At 70.8% G+C, this 15,518-nt stretch carries 14 protein-coding genes and 1 riboswitch; of the genes, 11 read left to right on the top strand and 3 right to left on the bottom strand.

Annotation, left to right across the window (positions count from 1 at the left end):
* The first annotated feature begins 158 nt into the window (after positions 1 to 158).
* The 10 genes from clsA to K7854_RS28920 all read left to right on the top strand — a co-directional run bounded on the left by clsA (position 159) and on the right by K7854_RS28920 (position 10,327).
* Entirely contained in the window at positions 159 to 767 is a 609-nt protein-coding gene (clsA, locus tag K7854_RS28965; RefSeq protein WP_226029510.1) for a cardiolipin synthase ClsA, read from the top strand.
* Positions 768 to 879: 112 nt separating this feature from the next.
* The gene (locus K7854_RS28960) at positions 880 to 3,375 is read left to right on the top strand and encodes a mannose-1-phosphate guanyltransferase (RefSeq protein WP_226029509.1); all 2,496 of its coding nucleotides are present in this window, start codon (positions 880 to 882) and stop codon (positions 3,373 to 3,375) included.
* Between the two features lie 99 nt (positions 3,376 to 3,474).
* Positions 3,475 to 4,383 carry a DUF881 domain-containing protein gene (locus K7854_RS28955; protein WP_226029508.1) on the top strand — a complete coding sequence of 303 codons (909 nt, stop codon included), beginning with the start codon at positions 3,475 to 3,477 and terminating at the stop codon, positions 4,381 to 4,383.
* Positions 4,380 to 4,712, top strand: a complete 333-nt coding sequence (locus K7854_RS28950) for a small basic family protein (RefSeq protein WP_226029507.1) — start codon at positions 4,380 to 4,382, stop codon at positions 4,710 to 4,712. Before K7854_RS28955 ends, K7854_RS28950 begins: the two co-directional genes overlap by 4 nt.
* Positions 4,713 to 4,717: 5 nt before the next feature.
* Positions 4,718 to 5,563: a DUF881 domain-containing protein gene (locus K7854_RS28945; RefSeq protein ID WP_226029506.1), complete on the top strand. Its 846-nt coding sequence runs from the start codon at positions 4,718 to 4,720 to the stop codon at positions 5,561 to 5,563.
* 148 nt (positions 5,564 to 5,711) lie between these two features.
* Positions 5,712 to 6,563, top strand: coding sequence for a zinc-ribbon and FHA domain-containing protein (locus K7854_RS28940; protein ID WP_226029513.1), 852 nt, complete (start codon positions 5,712 to 5,714; stop codon positions 6,561 to 6,563).
* Between the two features lie 44 nt (positions 6,564 to 6,607).
* Positions 6,608 to 7,348 (top strand): transcriptional regulator FtsR, encoded by a 741-nt coding sequence (gene ftsR / locus K7854_RS28935; RefSeq protein ID WP_226029505.1) that lies wholly within the window; start codon positions 6,608 to 6,610, stop codon positions 7,346 to 7,348.
* A 154-nt stretch (positions 7,349 to 7,502) separates the two neighbouring features.
* Positions 7,503 to 7,976: a bifunctional nuclease family protein gene (locus K7854_RS28930; protein ID WP_030189411.1), complete on the top strand. Its 474-nt coding sequence runs from the start codon at positions 7,503 to 7,505 to the stop codon at positions 7,974 to 7,976.
* Between the two features lie 162 nt (positions 7,977 to 8,138).
* Positions 8,139 to 8,825: a MerR family transcriptional regulator gene (locus tag K7854_RS28925; RefSeq protein WP_189744374.1), complete on the top strand. Its 687-nt coding sequence runs from the start codon at positions 8,139 to 8,141 to the stop codon at positions 8,823 to 8,825.
* A 62-nt stretch (positions 8,826 to 8,887) separates the two neighbouring features.
* Positions 8,888 to 10,327, top strand: coding sequence for a DNA polymerase IV (locus K7854_RS28920; RefSeq protein WP_226029504.1), 1,440 nt, complete (start codon positions 8,888 to 8,890; stop codon positions 10,325 to 10,327).
* On the opposite strand, the gene K7854_RS28915 is transcribed toward K7854_RS28920, so the two are convergent.
* Positions 10,249 to 10,620 carry a PRC-barrel domain-containing protein gene (locus K7854_RS28915; RefSeq protein ID WP_226029503.1) on the bottom strand — a complete coding sequence of 124 codons (372 nt, stop codon included), beginning with the start codon at positions 10,618 to 10,620 and terminating at the stop codon, positions 10,249 to 10,251. The two genes, K7854_RS28920 and K7854_RS28915, sit on opposite strands and share 79 nt — an antisense overlap.
* A gap of 150 nt (positions 10,621 to 10,770) precedes the next feature.
* Positions 10,771 to 10,866, top strand: a riboswitch (glycine riboswitch).
* 177 nt (positions 10,867 to 11,043) lie between these two features.
* On the opposite strand from K7854_RS28915, the gene gcvP reads away from it, so the two are divergent.
* Positions 11,044 to 13,929, top strand: a complete 2,886-nt coding sequence (gene gcvP / locus K7854_RS28910) for an aminomethyl-transferring glycine dehydrogenase (RefSeq protein WP_226029502.1) — start codon at positions 11,044 to 11,046, stop codon at positions 13,927 to 13,929.
* A gap of 61 nt (positions 13,930 to 13,990) precedes the next feature.
* On the opposite strand, the gene K7854_RS28905 is transcribed toward gcvP, so the two are convergent.
* Together K7854_RS28905 and K7854_RS28900 are read right to left on the bottom strand one after the other, a co-directional pair.
* Entirely contained in the window at positions 13,991 to 14,410 is a 420-nt protein-coding gene (locus tag K7854_RS28905; protein WP_226029501.1) for a TOBE domain-containing protein, read from the bottom strand.
* A 26-nt stretch (positions 14,411 to 14,436) separates the two neighbouring features.
* Positions 14,437 to 15,516 carry an ABC transporter ATP-binding protein gene (locus K7854_RS28900; RefSeq protein ID WP_226029512.1) on the bottom strand — a complete coding sequence of 360 codons (1,080 nt, stop codon included), beginning with the start codon at positions 15,514 to 15,516 and terminating at the stop codon, positions 14,437 to 14,439.
* Positions 15,517 to 15,518: the final 2 nt, after the last annotated feature.

Below are 15,518 nucleotides of genomic sequence, written 5' to 3'. Positions count from 1 at the left end.
CGATGGTACTGCAGGGGGGACCCTGTGGGAGAGTAGGACGCCGCCGAACTCCTTTTAGAGCTCTGGCTCTTGGGCATGCAGCCCGAGAGCCAGAGCTTTTTTGTGTTGAGGTAAGGTCAGTGAGCATCATTGGCTCGTTTCCCCCAGGAGGCCCCCGCGTGGAGGTCCAGGAGACCCGCGTGCAGACCGACCGGGTCCTCACCATCCCGAACATCCTCAGCATGGCGCGCCTGCTCGGCGTGCCCCTGTTCCTGTGGCTCATCCTGCGGCCCGAGTTCGGCGGTCCGCAGAGCGACGGCTGGGCGCTGTTGGTGCTGGCCCTGAGCGGGGTCAGCGACTACCTGGACGGAAAGCTCGCGCGGCGTTGGAACCAGATCAGCAGCCTCGGCCGGCTGCTGGACCCCGCGGCCGACCGGCTCTATATCCTCTCGACCCTGGTGGGTCTCACCTGGCGGGAGATTCTCCCACTCTGGTTGACCGTTGTACTGCTGGCCCGGGAGGCGATGCTGCTGGTGATGGTGGCCATCCTCCGGCGTCACGGCTATCCGCCGCCGCAGGTGAACTTCCTGGGCAAGGCCGCCACCTTCAACCTCATGTACGCCTTCCCGCTGCTTCTGCTGAGTGACGGAAGCGGATGGATCGCGTCACTCGCCGCAGTTTTCGGATGGGCGTTCGCCGGATGGGGTACAACCCTGTATTGGTGGGCAGGTGTTCTCTACGTGGTGCAGGTCCGCCGTCTGGTACGTGCGGACGCCGCAGCCGATTGAACTCGCTGATTGTGCGGTCCCGGTGGCCGGATGGCCCCCGCTGGAAAAGTGCGGGACCCTGGACGGGTGAAGTCGGCTAAACCGTCGTCTCTCAGAGGAGGACGCTTCCGACATGAAGGCCGTCGTGATGGCTGGAGGCGAAGGCACACGCCTTCGTCCCATGACCTCGAGCATGCCCAAGCCGCTCCTGCCGGTGGTCAACCGGCCGATCATGGAGCACGTTCTTCGGCTGCTCAAAAGGCATGGGCTCACTGAGACCGTCGTGACCGTCCAGTTCCTGGCCTCGCTGGTCAAGAACTATTTCGGTGACGGCGAAGAGCTCGGAATGGAGCTCACCTATGCCAACGAGGAGAAGCCACTCGGTACCGCCGGAAGCGTCAAGAACGCCGAGGAGGCGTTGAAGGACGATGCCTTCCTCGTCATTTCCGGCGATGCCCTGACCGACTTCGATCTCACCGATCTGATCAATTTCCACAAGGAAAAGGGCTCGCTCGTCACGGTCTGTCTGACGCGCGTGCCCAACCCGCTGGAATTCGGCATCACCATCGTCGACGAAGAGGGCAAGGTCGAGCGCTTCCTGGAGAAGCCGACCTGGGGCCAGGTCTTCTCGGACACCGTGAACACCGGGATCTACGTCATGGAGCCCGAGGTCTTCGACTACGTCGACCCCGATGTGCCCGTGGACTGGTCCGGTGACGTCTTCCCGCAGCTGATGAAGGAAGGCAAGCCCATCTACGGCTATGTCGCCGAGGGCTACTGGGAAGACGTCGGCACCCACGAAAGCTATGTGAAGGCCCAGGCCGACGTCCTGGAACGCAAGGTCGACGTCGACATCGACGGCTTCGAGATCTCGCCCGGGGTCTGGGTCGCCGAGGGGGCCGAGGTGCATCCCGACGCCGTGCTGCGCGGGCCCCTGTACGTCGGCGACTACGCCAAGGTCGAGGCCGGCGCCGAGATCCGCGAGCACACGGTCGTCGGGTCCAACGTCGTCGTCAAGAGCGGCGCGTTCCTGCACAAGGCCGTGGTCGCCGACAACGTGTACGTCGGACCGCACAGCAATCTGCGGGGCTGTGTGGTCGGCAAGAACACCGACATCATGCGTGCCGCGCGGATCGAGGACGGCGCGGTCATCGGTGACGAGTGCCTGGTCGGTGAAGAATCGATCGTCCAGGGGAATGTGCGGGTCTACCCGTTCAAGACCATCGAGGCCGGTGCCTTCGTCAACACCTCGGTGATCTGGGAGTCCCGCGGGCAGGCGCATCTCTTCGGCGCCCGCGGCGTTTCCGGCATCCTGAACGTCGAGATCACACCCGAGCTGGCCGTTCGGCTCGCGGGGGCGTACGCGACGACCCTGAAGAAGGGGTCCACCGTCACCACGGCCCGCGACCACTCCCGCGGTGCCCGTGCGCTGAAGCGGGCGGTGATCTCCGCGCTGCAGGCCAGTGCCATCGACGTACGCGACCTGGAGAACGTACCGCTGCCGGTGGCGCGGCAGCAGACCGCGCGGGGCAGCGCCGGCGGGATCATGATCCGGACCACCCTGGGTGTGCCGGACTCCGTCGACATCATGTTCTTCGACGGACAGGGCGCCGACCTGTCGCAGGGCAGCCAGCGGAAGCTGGACCGGGTGTTCGCGCGGCAGGAGTACCGGCGGGCGTTCCCCGGTGAGATCGGGGACCTGCACTTCCCGTCGAGCGTGTACGACTCCTACACCGGATCGCTCCTGCGCAATGTCGACATCACCGGGATCGCCGAGTCCGGGCTCAAGGTGGTCGTCGACGCCTCCAACGGCAGTGCGGGGCTGGTGCTGCCCAGCCTGCTCGGCAAGCTGGGTGTCGACTCGCTGACCATCAACCCCGGTCTCGACGAGGCCAGGCCCACCGAGTCGGCCGACATGCGGCGGTCCGGTCTGGTGCGCCTCGGGGAGATCGTGGCGTCCTCGCGGGCCGCGTTCGGGGTGCGGTTCGACCCGGTCGGCGAGCGGCTGTCGCTCGTCGACGAGAAGGGCCGCATCATCGAGGACGACCGGGCGCTGCTGGTGATGCTGGACCTGATCGCGGCCGAGCGGCGCAGCGGCCGGGTCGCGCTCCCCGTGACGACCACCAGGATCGCCGAGCAGGTCGCCGCGTACCACGGCACACAGGTCGAGTGGACGACCACCTCACCGGACGACCTGACGCGGGTGGGCGGCGAGGAAGGCGCGATCTTCGGCGGGGACGGCAAGGGCGGCTTCATCGTTCCGGAGTTCAGCAGCGTCTACGACGGTACGGCCGCCTTCGTCCGGCTGATCGGGCTGGTGGCGCGGACGCAGCTCACGCTGAGCCAGATCGACGCGCGGATCCCGCGGGCGCACGTCCTGAAGCGTGACCTGGCGACGCCGTGGGCGGTGAAGGGCCTGGTGATGCGGCGGGTCGTCGAGGCGGCCGGGGACCGGTTCGTGGACACCACGGACGGGGTGCGGGTGGTCGAGACCGACGGACGCTGGGTGATGGTGCTGCCCGACCCCGCGGAAGCGGTCACCCACCTGTGGGCCGAGGGCCCGGACGACGCCTCCGCGCAGGCGCTGCTGGACGAGTGGGCCGCGGTGGTGGACAGCGCGGGCCGCTGAAAACGCGCCGCACGCGTGCGTGCCGGACAAGTGTCCCCAAGGGGGCCTGTCCGGCACGCCGGTGGGGCCGTTCGGAGGTAGTGGCGGTGGCGTGCGACGATGTGCGGCATGCCGCAGCCACCCCCCGTTCGGAGCACATCCACGCGGCCCGCGCGCCCGGACGCGTCCATGTCGCTGCTCACCAACGTCATGGACCACAGCCTCGACGACGGATACGCCGAGGCCGCCGCGCGGAAGAAGGCCGACGGCAGCGGCGGCATGCCCAAGACGCTACGCGCCAAGCTGGGTCTGGCGGCCGGCCTGGTCCTCGCGGCCCTGGTCGTGACGGTCGGCGCGGCCCAGGCCCGGGTCGCCGCTCCCGTCGTCGCCAAGGAGCGTGAAGAGCTGGTCGACCGCATAGAGGCGGAGACCTCGGCGGCCGACGAGCTGGAGAAGAACGTCGACGAGCTGCGCGACGACGTGAACACGCGTCGGCGCGAGGCGCTGGCGAAGAGCGGCGACGGCGACCGGTCCGACCTGGTGGGGATCCTGTCGGGCGCGGTGGAGGTGCACGGCCCCGGCGTGAAGCTCGTGGTGAACGACGCCAAGGACGTCAGCGGCACGGGCGCCGACGGGCAGCCGCGCGGCACCTCCGGGTTCTCCGACACGGGCCGGGTGCGGGACCGGGACATGCAGCGCGTGGTCAACGGGCTGTGGGAGTCCGGCGCCGAGGCGATCTCGATCAACGGCCAGCGTCTGACGGCGCTGTCGGCGATCAGGGCCGCCGGTGACGCGATACTGGTCGACAACAGGCCGCTGGTGCCGCCGTACACGGTGCTGGCGGTGGGGGACGGTGAGCGGCTGAGCAGGGGGTTCCAGGACAGTGCCGACGGGCTGTACCTGCATGCCCTGCAGGAGAGCTACGGCATCCGGACCGCCCTCTCCGTCGCGGACGAGCTCAAGCTGCCGGCCGCACCGAGTGTGATCGTACGTACAGCACAGCCGATAACCGAGAAGGGCACATCGTGATCGCCGTACTGGGCCTCGTCGTGGGAGTCGTGGTCGGATTGCTGGTCCGGCCCGAGGTGCCGGCGGCCGTGGAGCCGTATCTGCCGATCGCCGTCGTGGCGGCGCTGGACGCCGTCTTCGGTGGTCTGCGGGCCATGCTCGACGGCATCTTCGACGACAAGGTCTTCGTGGTGTCGTTCCTGTCGAACGTGGTCGTGGCCGCGCTGATCGTGTTCCTGGGCGACAAGTTGGGCGTCGGTGCCCAGCTGTCCACCGGTGTCGTGGTGGTCCTCGGCATCCGCATCTTCTCCAACGCCGCGGCGATCCGACGCCACGTCTTCAGGGCGTGAGGCGGATGAGCGACCACGAGGAGCAGCCCGCGAACAGGCTGCGCAAGGAGCTGCCCGCCGAAGTGCCGCCTTCCCCGTCCGCGTCGGGGGACGGCGACCCGGGGGAGGCGCGGCCGGAGCGGAGCGGGCTGACCGGCCGGCAGCGGCTCCTGAAAGGGCTGTGGCCGCCGCGTCTCACGCGGGCGCAACTCATCGTCGCCCTGCTCCTGTTCGGGCTCGGTTTCGGCCTCGCGGTCCAGGTGGCGTCCAACAGTGACAGCGACAGCGCGCTGCGTGGCGCCCGCCAGGAGGATCTGGTCCGCATCCTCGATGAACTGGACGACCGTACTCAGCGTCTTGAAGACGAGAAGCAGGGCCTCGAGAAGCAGCGCGACGAGCTGGAGAACAGCTCCGACCAGGCGGAGGAGGCCCGCAAGCAGACGCTCGAGAAGGAGCGGCAACTGGGCATTCTCGCGGGCACCGTGGCCGCGCAGGGGCCCGGCATCACGGTGACCATCGAGGACACGAAGGGGACGGTCGAGGCGGACATGCTGCTCGACGCCATCCAGGAGCTGCGTGCGGCGGGTGCGGAGGCGATCCAGGTGAACGGCGTACGGGTCGTCGCCGGCACGTATCTCGCGGACGCCGACAACTCCGTCAGCGTCGACGGGAACAAGATCAACGCGCCCTATCGTTTCCAGGTCATCGGCGAACCGCAGGACCTCGAACCGGCTCTCAACATTCCTGGAGGAGTGGTGCAGACTCTGGAGAAGGAACAGGCCACCGTTACTGTTGAGCGGTCGAGCAAGATCGTCGTGGACGCCTTGCGAGCGGCGGAGCGGCCTGACTACGCTCGGTCGTCCTCCCAGTGAACCGACGGTGCATGGGGGGCGTCCGGCGAGGGCATGAGGTTGCGGGGGGTCGGCGCACCGATTGGGTGGTGCGTGGTGGAAACTGTCTGGTGGAGACGGACGTTGTGAAGGTGTCCGGGTCGGCCAGTGCGTTCAGTAAGGGTTCGTCCTGCCCCACGGGCGGGTCTGTTTCGGTCAAGGGGAATCGCCCGTGAAGTTGTTTGCGAAGTTGTTCGGCAAGAGCGCGCGAGAGGGCAGCGGCGACAACGCGACCGCCCGCCATCGCGCACAGCCCGACGCGGAGGGCCGGCGCCCGATGTACCGGGACCAGGTGGGTGGTCCGGGCGCGCCGTCTGTTGACCCTGCTCAGTCCGGCGGCATAGGTTTCGGCCAGCCCTCGGCCTCAGGTACCGGTGGAGGGTTCAACCCCGACCCGTACGCGTCGAACGCCCCGGCGGGGCAGCCGCGGCAGGAGGATCCGTCCATGTCGGCCCTGGTGTGTACGAGGTGCGGCAACCGCAACGCGGAGAACAGCCGCTTCTGCTCCAACTGCGGCGCTCCGCTGCGGCCGGGCGCGGTCCCGGAGCGTGCGTCGGAGACGACCTCCACGATCTCCATCTCCGGGCTGGAGGCCTACGACTCCGAGGTCACCGGCCAGACGGCGATCCCGGCGCTCTCTCCCGAGGCGCAGGCGGCCGTGGACGCGCTGCCGCTGGGCTCCGCGCTCCTGGTCGTGCGCCGCGGTCCGAACTCGGGCAGCCGCTTCCTGCTCGACGGCGAGCTGACCACCGCGGGTCGGCACCCGCAGAGCGACATCTTCCTGGACGACGTGACGGTCTCGCGGCGGCACGTGGAGTTCCGCCGCAGTCCGGACGGTTCGTTCACGGTCGCCGACGTCGGCAGCCTGAACGGCACCTACGTCAACCGGGAGCGCATCGACCAGGTCGCCCTGTCGAACGGCGACGAGGTGCAGATCGGCAAGTACCGGCTGGTGTTCTACGCGAGCCAGCGGGGTTACTGACCCGCCCCCGGGCCGCCCGCCCGGGGAACCTCCAGGGAAGGTCCATGTTTCAAACACCGAGCGGCGGTGCCGGGCACGGCGCCGCCGCCACGGACAGTGGGCTGATGAGCATCGGCGCGGTGCTGAACGCACTGCGTGACGAGTTCCCCGACATCACCATCTCCAAGATCCGTTTCCTGGAGTCGGAGGGCCTCGTCGAGCCGCGGCGGACCCCGGCCGGGTACCGCAAGTTCAGCGCGCACGACGTCGAGCGCCTCGGTCAGGTGCTGCGCATGCAGCGGGACCACTATCTGCCGCTCAAGGTGATCCGCGAGCACCTGGACGCCGTGGAGCGGGGCGAGGCGGTGTCCCTGCCGCGGGTCGGCCGTCAGCGGGACGGTGAGGCGGCCGCACCGGAGCCCGTCGAGAGCCCGACGGTGACCAGGATCGGCCGGGACGAGCTGCTCGCCACGGCGGGGATCGGCGACCAGGAGCTGACCGAGTGGGAGTCGTACGGGCTCCTCGCCCCGCTGCCCGACGGGGCGTACGACGCCGAGGCGGTCACCGTGGCGTCGCTGGTGGTGCAGCTGGGGCGGTTCGGGATCGAGCCGCGGCACCTGCGGGTGATGAAGGCGGCCGCGGACCGGGAGGCCGGGCTGGTGGACCAGGTGGTGGCCCCGCTGAAGCGGCACCGCAACCCCCAGACCAGGGCACACGCGGAAGCCCGCACCAAGGAGCTGGCAGGGCTGGCGGTGAGGCTGCACGCCGCGTTGGTGCAGACCGCCCTGGGGGTCCGGCTGCCCTGAGACGGGCGAGATCGCGGGTCAGGCCGTCCACCCGGCCCCGGCCCGGGTCGCGCACCCGCCTCCGGCCCGATTGCGGGCCTGATCCAGACCCGGATCGCCCACCCGAACCCGGCCCGACTACCCAAACGTCCCGGGCACGGCCTAGGGTTGCTGTGTGAACGAGCTCGATGTCGTAGGTGTCCGGGTCGAGATGCCCTCCAACCAGCCGATCGTGCTGCTGCGCGAGGTGGGCGGCGACCGTTACCTTCCCATCTGGATCGGACCTGGGGAGGCGACGGCGATCGCCTTCGCCCAGCAGGGCATGGCGCCCGCACGGCCACTGACCCACGACCTGTTCAAGGACGTGCTGGAGGCCGTCGGCCAGGAGCTCACGGAAGTGCGCATCACCGACCTGCGCGACGGGGTCTTCTACGCCGAGCTGGTCTTCGCGAGCGGGGTCGAGGTCAGTGCCAGGCCGTCCGACGCCATAGCGCTGGCGCTGCGCACCGGTACGCCGATCTACGGCAGCGACACGGTCCTCGACGACGCCGGAATCGCCATTCCGGACGAGCAGGAGGACGAGGTGGAGAAGTTCCGCGAGTTCCTCGACCAGATCTCGCCCGAGGACTTCGGGACCAGCAATCAGTGAGACGCGGCCCCGTCCGCGCACATCCGGCTAGCCTTTCCCGGGACAGGGCACGGGAAACCACTCGTAGGGTGATTATCACTCGGCGTGCCGAGTGTGGCGATCGTTGACGCACCCTTGGTGACTGCCTACCTTCGAGGAGGCAGGTCAAGGACGGAGGTCGGCGTGAGAATCAGCGGCGACGGTACGGTTGGGGGTGGCCCCGGGCACAGCCTCGGGGCAGGCGGTCCGTACCCGCCCCCGGGCTCCCGGCTTCGCGCGAGCGCGGGCCACGCCCAGCACGGCGGCGCGGCCGATCCCGGTCCGCAGCGACCGGCAGCGGTGCCGACCAGCGGAGGGGCGACGTCCATGGCGTCCGAGCAGATCGGCTATCGCGGCCCGACGGCCTGCGCGGCCGCCGGCATCACCTACCGGCAGCTCGACTACTGGGCCCGCACGGGCCTCGTCGAGCCCAGTGTGCGGCCCGCGCACGGATCCGGAACGCAGCGCCTGTACAGCTTCCGCGACGTGGTCGTGCTGAAGATCGTCAAGCGCTTCCTCGACACCGGTGTGTCCCTGCAGAACATCCGCACCGCCGTCCAGCACCTCAGGGAGCGCGGCTTCCGGGACCTGGAGCGGATGACGCTGATGAGCGACGGCGCCACCGTCTACGAGTGCACCTCGCCGGACGAGGTGCACGCCCTCCTCCAGGGCGGCCAGGGCATCTTCGGGATCGCCGTCGGCGTGGTGTGGCGGGACGTGGAGGGCGCGCTGTCCCAGCTGCACGGGGAGCGCATCGACACCGGGGAGACACTGGTCGGGCACAATCCGGCCGACGAGCTGGCCCGGCGGCGGAACAACCGGGCGGTCTGAACCGCCGCGCCCGCGGCCGTCCCACGGCGGCATTGTCAGTGGCGTAGGGCAGCATCGGAGATGTGAGAACCGCGCCCACGATCCTGCATCTCGACATGGATGCCTTCTTCGCCTCGGTGGAGCAGGCGTCCAAGCCGAGCCTGCGCGGGAAGGCCGTGGTGGTGGGCGGCCTCGGACCGCGCGGCGTGGTCGCGACCTGTTCGTACGAGGCGCGGGTGTTCGGCGTGCACTCGGCGATGCCGATGGGCCAGGCCCGCCGGCTCGCACCGCACGCCGCCTACCTCGTGCCGCGCTTCGAGCTCTACCGGTCGATCAGCGAGCAGGTGATGCGGCTGCTGCGGGAGCTGTCGCCGCTGGTGGAGCCGCTGAGCCTGGACGAGGCCTTCGTGGACCTGGAGGCCGGCGGGGCGGCCTGGGACGCCGAATCGGCGCGCCTGGCCGGGGCGAAGCTGCGCGGGGACATCCGCACCGTCACCGGCCTCACCGGATCAGTGGGTCTGGCCGCCTCCAAGATGCTCGCCAAGATCGCCTCGGAGGAGGCCAAGCCCGACGGACTGGTGCTCATCCCGCCGGGGACGGAGCGGGCCATGCTGGAGCCGATGACGGTGCGGACGCTGCCCGGGGTGGGACCGGCCACGGGAGACCATCTGCGGCGGGCCGGGATCACCACGGTCGGCGAGATCGCCGAGGCGGGCGAGGACGAGCTGGTGCGGCTGCTGGGCAAGGCGCACGGCCACGCCCTGTACGCCATGGCGCTGGCGCGGGACGAGCGGCCGGTGGTGGCCGAGCGGGAGACCAAGTCGGTGTCGGTCGAGGACACCTACGACGTGGACATCCACGACCGGGTGCGGGTCGGCGTCGAGGTGGGACGGCTGGCGGACCGCTGTGTGCGGCGGCTGCGCGCCTCCGGTCTGTCCGGGCGGACCATCGTGCTCAAGGTGCGCAGATACGACTTCTCCACGCTGACCCGCTCCGAGACCCTGCGCGGCCCCACCGACGACCCCGCGGTGGTGCGGGAGGCGGCCGCCCGGCTGCTGGACTCGGTGGACACCACGGGCGGCGTACGGCTGCTGGGGGTCGGGGTCAGCGGGCTCGCCGACTACACGCAGGAGGACCTGTTCGCGCAGGCGGCGGGTGAGGGCGCCGAGGAACCGGCCGAGGAGCCGGAGACCGCGTCCGCCGAGGAGCACACCCCTTCGCTCGCCGAGCGCCGGTGGCCGGCGGGGCACGACGTGCGGCACACGGAGCTGGGGCACGGCTGGGTGCAGGGCAGTGGTCTCGGGCGGGTGACCGTGCGGTTCGAGACGCCGTACTCGGAGGTCGGGCGGGTGCGCACCTTCCCGGTGGACGACCCGGAGCTGACCCCGGCGGACCCCCTGCCGCTGGTCGCGGGCGCGGCGGACGGCGAGGACGACGAGGCCGGTCAGCCCTCGTCCTTGCCGGCCAGCTTGCCGAAGTCGTGGTCCGGCGGCGGGGGAGCGGCCGCCACGTCCAGCCCGTAGTGGTGGTAGAGCTGGAGTTCCTGTTCCGGCGAGAGATGGCGGCCGACGCCGAAGTCGGGCGCCTCCTTGATCAGTGACCGGTCGAAAGGCACGCGCAGGGCGCCGTCGACCAGCTCGCTGGGCTCCAGGGGGACGAAGGCGTCCCTGCTGAACAGACCGGTTCGTATCGCCGCCCATTCGGGGACGCCGGTGGCATCGTCGAGGTAGACCTCGTCCACGGTGCCGATCCTGGTCCCGTCGCGGTCGAACGCCTTGCGGCCGATCAGGTTCCGCGGATCGATGTCAGTACGCACGGGTCCCTCCACTTGATCGCACCACTGGGCCGCGCTGGGGTCGCACACCAGCCGCCTAATCATCCGTAAGTACTACAAAAGAGCACAAGTGGCCGGTCGGCCACTCGAAGTCCGTGCGGCGGCCTCGCTGGTACGCTGGCAAACGGCTGCTGACCCCGTGCGGGAGAGTCCTCCGGACACCACCGGAGGCGCCGAAGGAGCAAATCCTCCCCGGAATCTCTCAGGCTCACGTACCGCACGGACGAGGTCACTCTGGAAAGCAGGGCGGGTGTCGACGGCTTCCGCTCTCACCGACGGTGAAAGCCGGGAGAGCCCCAGGGCTCGCCCGGTGAAGCTCTCAGGTCGAGATGACAGAGGGGGAGGCCGTCCGGGTACCCGCGCCGTGGTGCCCCTCGAAGGTCGTCAGACCAGGAGGCCTCCGCAATGACCGCCCACCGCACTCCGCTCTCCGAACTCGAACGGGCCATGCCCTTCGAGCAGCGCCACATCGGCCCCGACCACGAGGCCAGGGCCAAGATGCTCGCGCAGGTCGGTTACGGTTCGCTCGACGAACTGACGGCCGCCGCGGTGCCGGATGTGATCAAGAACGCCGACGCGCTCGACCTGCCGGGCGCGCGCTCCGAGGCCGAGGTGCTCGCCGAGCTGCGTTCCCTGGCCGATCGCAACCAGGTCCTCGACTCCATGATCGGGCTGGGCTACTACGGCACCTTCACCCCGCCGGTCATCCTGCGCAACGTCATGGAGAACCCGTCCTGGTACACCGCGTACACGCCGTACCAGCCGGAGATCTCCCAGGGCCGCCTGGAGGCCCTGCTGAACTTCCAGACCATGGTGGCCGAGCTGACCGGCCTGCCGACCTCCGGCGCCTCGCTGCTGGACGAGGGCACCGCGGCCGCCGAGGCGATGGCCCTCTCGCGGCGCATGGGCAAGAACAAGAAGGGCCTGTTCCTCGTCGACGCGGACGCGCTGCCGCAGACCGTCGCCGTGATACAGACCCGGGCCGAGCCGACCGGCGTCGAGGTCGTCGTCGCCGACCTGAGCGAGGGCATCCCGGCCGAGATCGCCGAGCGGGAGATCAACGGCGTCCTCATCCAGTACCCGGGCGCCTCCGGGGCCGTCCGTGACATCAAGCCGGTGATCGACCGGGCGCACGAGCTGGGCGCGCTCGTCACCGTCGCCGCCGACCTGCTCGCCCTCACGCTGCTCACCTCGCCCGGCGAGCTGGGCGCGGACATCGCGGTGGGCACCACCCAGCGCTTCGGCGTGCCGATGGGCTTCGGCGGACCGCACGCGGGCTACATGGCGGTGCACGAGAAGTTCGCCCGCAGCCTGCCCGGCCGCCTGGTCGGCGTCTCCGTGGACGCCGACGGCAACAAGGCCTACCGCCTCGCCCTGCAGACCCGCGAGCAGCACATCCGCCGCGAGAAGGCCACCAGCAACATCTGCACCGCGCAGGTGCTGCTCGCCGTCATGGCCGGCATGTACGCCGTCTACCACGGTCCCGAGGGCCTGCGGGCCATCGCCCGCCGCACCCACCGGTACGCCGCGATCACCGCCGCCGGTCTCGCCGCGGGCGGCGTCGAGATCGTCCACGGCGCCTACTTCGACACCGTCACCGCGCGGGTGCCCGGCCGGGCCGACGCGATCGTGCACGCCGCCCGCGAGAACGGCATCAACCTGCGGCTCGTCGACGCCGACCACGTGTCGTTCGCCTGCGACGAGACCACCACGCGGGCCCAGGTGGGCGGCGTGTGGAACGCGTTCGGCGTCGAGGGCGACGTCGAGGCGCTGGACGCGGAGGCCGGGGACACGCTGCCCGAGGCACTGCTGCGCACCGACGACTTCCTGACCCACCCCGTCTTCCACCAGCACCGCTCCGAGACCGCGATGCTGCGCTACCTGCGCCGCCTCGCCGACCGGGACTACGCGCTGGACCGCGGCATGATCCCGCTGGGCTCCTGCACCATGAAGCTCAACGCGACCACCGAGATGGAGCCGGTCACCTGGCCCGAGTTCGGCGCGCTGCACCCCTTCGCGCCCGCCGAGCAGGCGCAGGGCTACCTGACCCTCATCCGCGAGCTGGAGGAGCGGCTCGCCGAGGTCACCGGGTACGACAAGGTCTCGCTGCAGCCCAACGCCGGCTCCCAGGGCGAGTTCGCCGGCCTGCTCGCGGTACGCGGCTACCACCGGGCCAACGGCGACGACCAGCGCACCGTCTGCCTCATCCCGTCCTCCGCGCACGGCACCAACGCCGCCAGCGCCGTGATGGCCGGCATGAAGGTCGTCGTCGTCAAGACCGCCGAGGACGGCGAGATCGACGTCGAGGACCTGCGCGCCAAGATCGAGAAGCACCGCGACGAGCTGGCCGTGCTCATGATCACCTACCCGTCCACGCACGGCGTGTTCGAGGAGCACGTCGCCGACATCTGCGCCCAGGTGCACGACGCGGGCGGCCAGGTCTACGTGGACGGCGCCAACCTCAACGCCCTGGTCGGCCTCGCCAAGCCCGGCCACTTCGGCGGCGACGTCTCCCACCTGAACCTGCACAAGACCTTCTGCATCCCGCACGGCGGCGGCGGCCCCGGCGTCGGGCCCGTGGGCGTACGGTCCCACCTGGCGCCGTACCTGCCCAACCACCCGCTGCAGCCCGCGGCCGGTCCGCAGACCGGTGTCGGCCCGATCTCGGCGGCGCCCTGGGGCTCGGCCGGCATCCTGCCGATCTCCTGGTCGTACGTCCGCCTGATGGGCGGCGAGGGACTCAAGCGCGCCACCCAGGTGGCCGTGCTGTCCGCCAACTACATCGCCAAGCGCCTGGAGCCGCACTTCCCGGTGCTGTACACCGGCCCCGGCGGGCTGGTCGCGCACGAGTGCATCATCGACCTGCGCCCGCTGACCAAGGCGACCGGCGTGAGCGTCGACGACGTCGCCAAGCGGCTGATCGACTACGGCTTCCACGCGCCGACGATGTCCTTCCCGGTGGCCGGCACGCTGATGATCGAGCCGACCGAGTCCGAGGACCTGGCCGAGCTGGACCGGTTCTGCGAGGCGATGATCGCCATCCGCGCGGAGATCGAGAAGGTCGGCTCCGGCGCCTGGCCCGCCGACGACAACCCGCTGCGCGGCGCCCCGCACACCGCGGGCACGCTCGGCGGCGAGTGGGACCACGCGTACACCCGCGAGGAGGCCGTCTTCCCGGCCGGAGTCTTTGCCGCCGACAAGTACTGGCCGCCGGTGCGCCGCATCGACCAGGCCTACGGCGACCGGAACCTGGTCTGCTCCTGCCCGCCGCTGGACGCGTACGAGGACTGAGCGGTCCGTGCCGAAGCCCCGCCCGCTCCCCGGGGGCGGGGCTTCGCCGTTGGCGGGCCGGCTATGGCGTGGCGAGCGCGACCTCGGTGGACTTGACGAGGGCGATGACGTCCGAACCCACGAAGAGGCCCAGCTCCTCGGCCGCTTCCTTGGTGATCACGGCGGTGAGCTGGGCGTCCGACACGGCGATGTGCGCGACCGCCATGACGTCGCCGAGCACGAGCCGGGTGACCGTGCCGGGCAGCCGGTTGCGGATCGAGAGGCCGTCGGCCCTGCCGGTGGCGAGGGAGATCTCCGTCGACTTCACCAGGCCGCGGACGGCCGTTCCGGGGCTCAGACCGAGATCGTCGGCGGCCTCCCGGGTGATGGCCGCGGTGAGGTCCTGGCCCCCGGACAGGCGGACCCTGACCGTCGCCATGGCCTCGCCCGTGGTGACGGCGGTGACGGTGCCGGGGAGCTGGTTGCGGATGCTCAGGCTCATGGGGGCACCGTAGCCCGGCGGAACCGCTATGCCGGGTATGCGTGGGTCTGCGTCGCCTTGACCGTCGCCCACACCGGTGCGCCGGGGTGGAGGCCCAGCTCGGCCGCGGCGACCGTGGTGAGGTCGGCGACGAGTGGGAGTTCGCCGGTGAGGTCCACCCGGATCTGGTCGCCGTGACTCTCCAGGCCCGCCACCTCGCAGCGCCACAGGTTGCGGGCGCTGGAGCCGGCGGGACGCGCGTCGTACAGAGTCACGGCGCTCGGCGGGAAGGCGACGAAGGCCGGGCCCGCGAGATCCTCCGTGGTGGTGACGGCGGGGCCCGTGTCGAGGCGCACGGTGTGGCCCTCCGCCCGGCCCCGGTAGAGGTTCAGGCCGACCAGCTGGGCGATGTAGTCCGTGCGGGGCCGGCGGGCGATGTCGGCGGGCCCGCCCTCCTGGACGACCGCGCCGTCCTCGACCACGACCAGCCGGTCGGCCAGCACCATGGCGTCCAGCGGGTCGTGCGTGACCAGTACGGCGACGGCCTCGAACTCGGCGAGATGGCGGCGGAGCTGGGCCCGCACCTCCAGCCGGGTCCGGGCGTCCAGGGCCGCGAGGGGCTCGTCCAGGAGCAGCAGCCGCGGGTGGGTGGCCAGCGCGCGGGCCAGGGCGACACGCTGGGCCTGGCCACCGGAGAGGCGGCGGGGCTTGGCACCCGCGTGGTCGGCCAGTCCCATGCGGTCCAGCCACGCCGCGGCCTGCGCCCGTGCCTGCGCCCTGCCCGCGCCCCGGCAGCGGGGCCCGAACGCCACGTTGTCGAGGGCGGTCAGGTGCGGGAAGAGCAGATAGTCCTGGAAGACGACGCCGACCGGGCGGGACTCCGGCGGCGTGCGCTCCAGCGCGGCGCCGTCCAGACGCAGGTGACCGTCGCTGAGGGGGACCAGGCCGGCGAGCGCGCGCAGGGCGGTGGTCTTGCCCGCGCCGTTGGGCCCGAGCAGCGCCACGACCTCGCCGGGCGCGGCGGTGAGCGCGACGTCCAGGCGGAAGGAGCCGCGGTCCACGACCAGGCGGGCGTCGAGGCCGTCGGCCGGCAGGTGGCCGTCTTGGTCGGGGCCGGGGGAGTCCATGG

The sequence above is a fragment of the Streptomyces hyderabadensis genome (assembly GCF_020404845.1).
GTDB classification, from domain to species: domain Bacteria; phylum Actinomycetota; class Actinomycetes; order Streptomycetales; family Streptomycetaceae; genus Streptomyces; species Streptomyces hyderabadensis.
This window is presented reverse-complemented; position numbering and strand designations above follow the sequence as displayed.

Bases quoted from the DNA above. Each gene is read 5' to 3' on its own strand.
- K7854_RS28960 (WP_226029509.1), top strand. From the start codon at position 880: ATGAAGGCCGTCGTGATGGCTGGAGGCGAAGGCACACGCCTTCGTCCC.
- gcvP (WP_226029502.1), top strand. From the start codon at position 11,044: ATGACCGCCCACCGCACTCCGCTCTCCGAACTCGAACGGGCCATGCCC.
- K7854_RS28945 (WP_226029506.1), top strand. From the start codon at position 4,718: ATGAGCGACCACGAGGAGCAGCCCGCGAACAGGCTGCGCAAGGAGCTG.
- K7854_RS28905 (WP_226029501.1), bottom strand. From the start codon at position 14,410: ATGAGCCTGAGCATCCGCAACCAGCTCCCCGGCACCGTCACCGCCGTC.
- K7854_RS28955 (WP_226029508.1), top strand. From the start codon at position 3,475: ATGTGCGGCATGCCGCAGCCACCCCCCGTTCGGAGCACATCCACGCGG.
- ftsR (WP_226029505.1), top strand. From the start codon at position 6,608: ATGTTTCAAACACCGAGCGGCGGTGCCGGGCACGGCGCCGCCGCCACG.
- K7854_RS28900 (WP_226029512.1), bottom strand. From the start codon at position 15,516: ATGGACTCCCCCGGCCCCGACCAAGACGGCCACCTGCCGGCCGACGGC.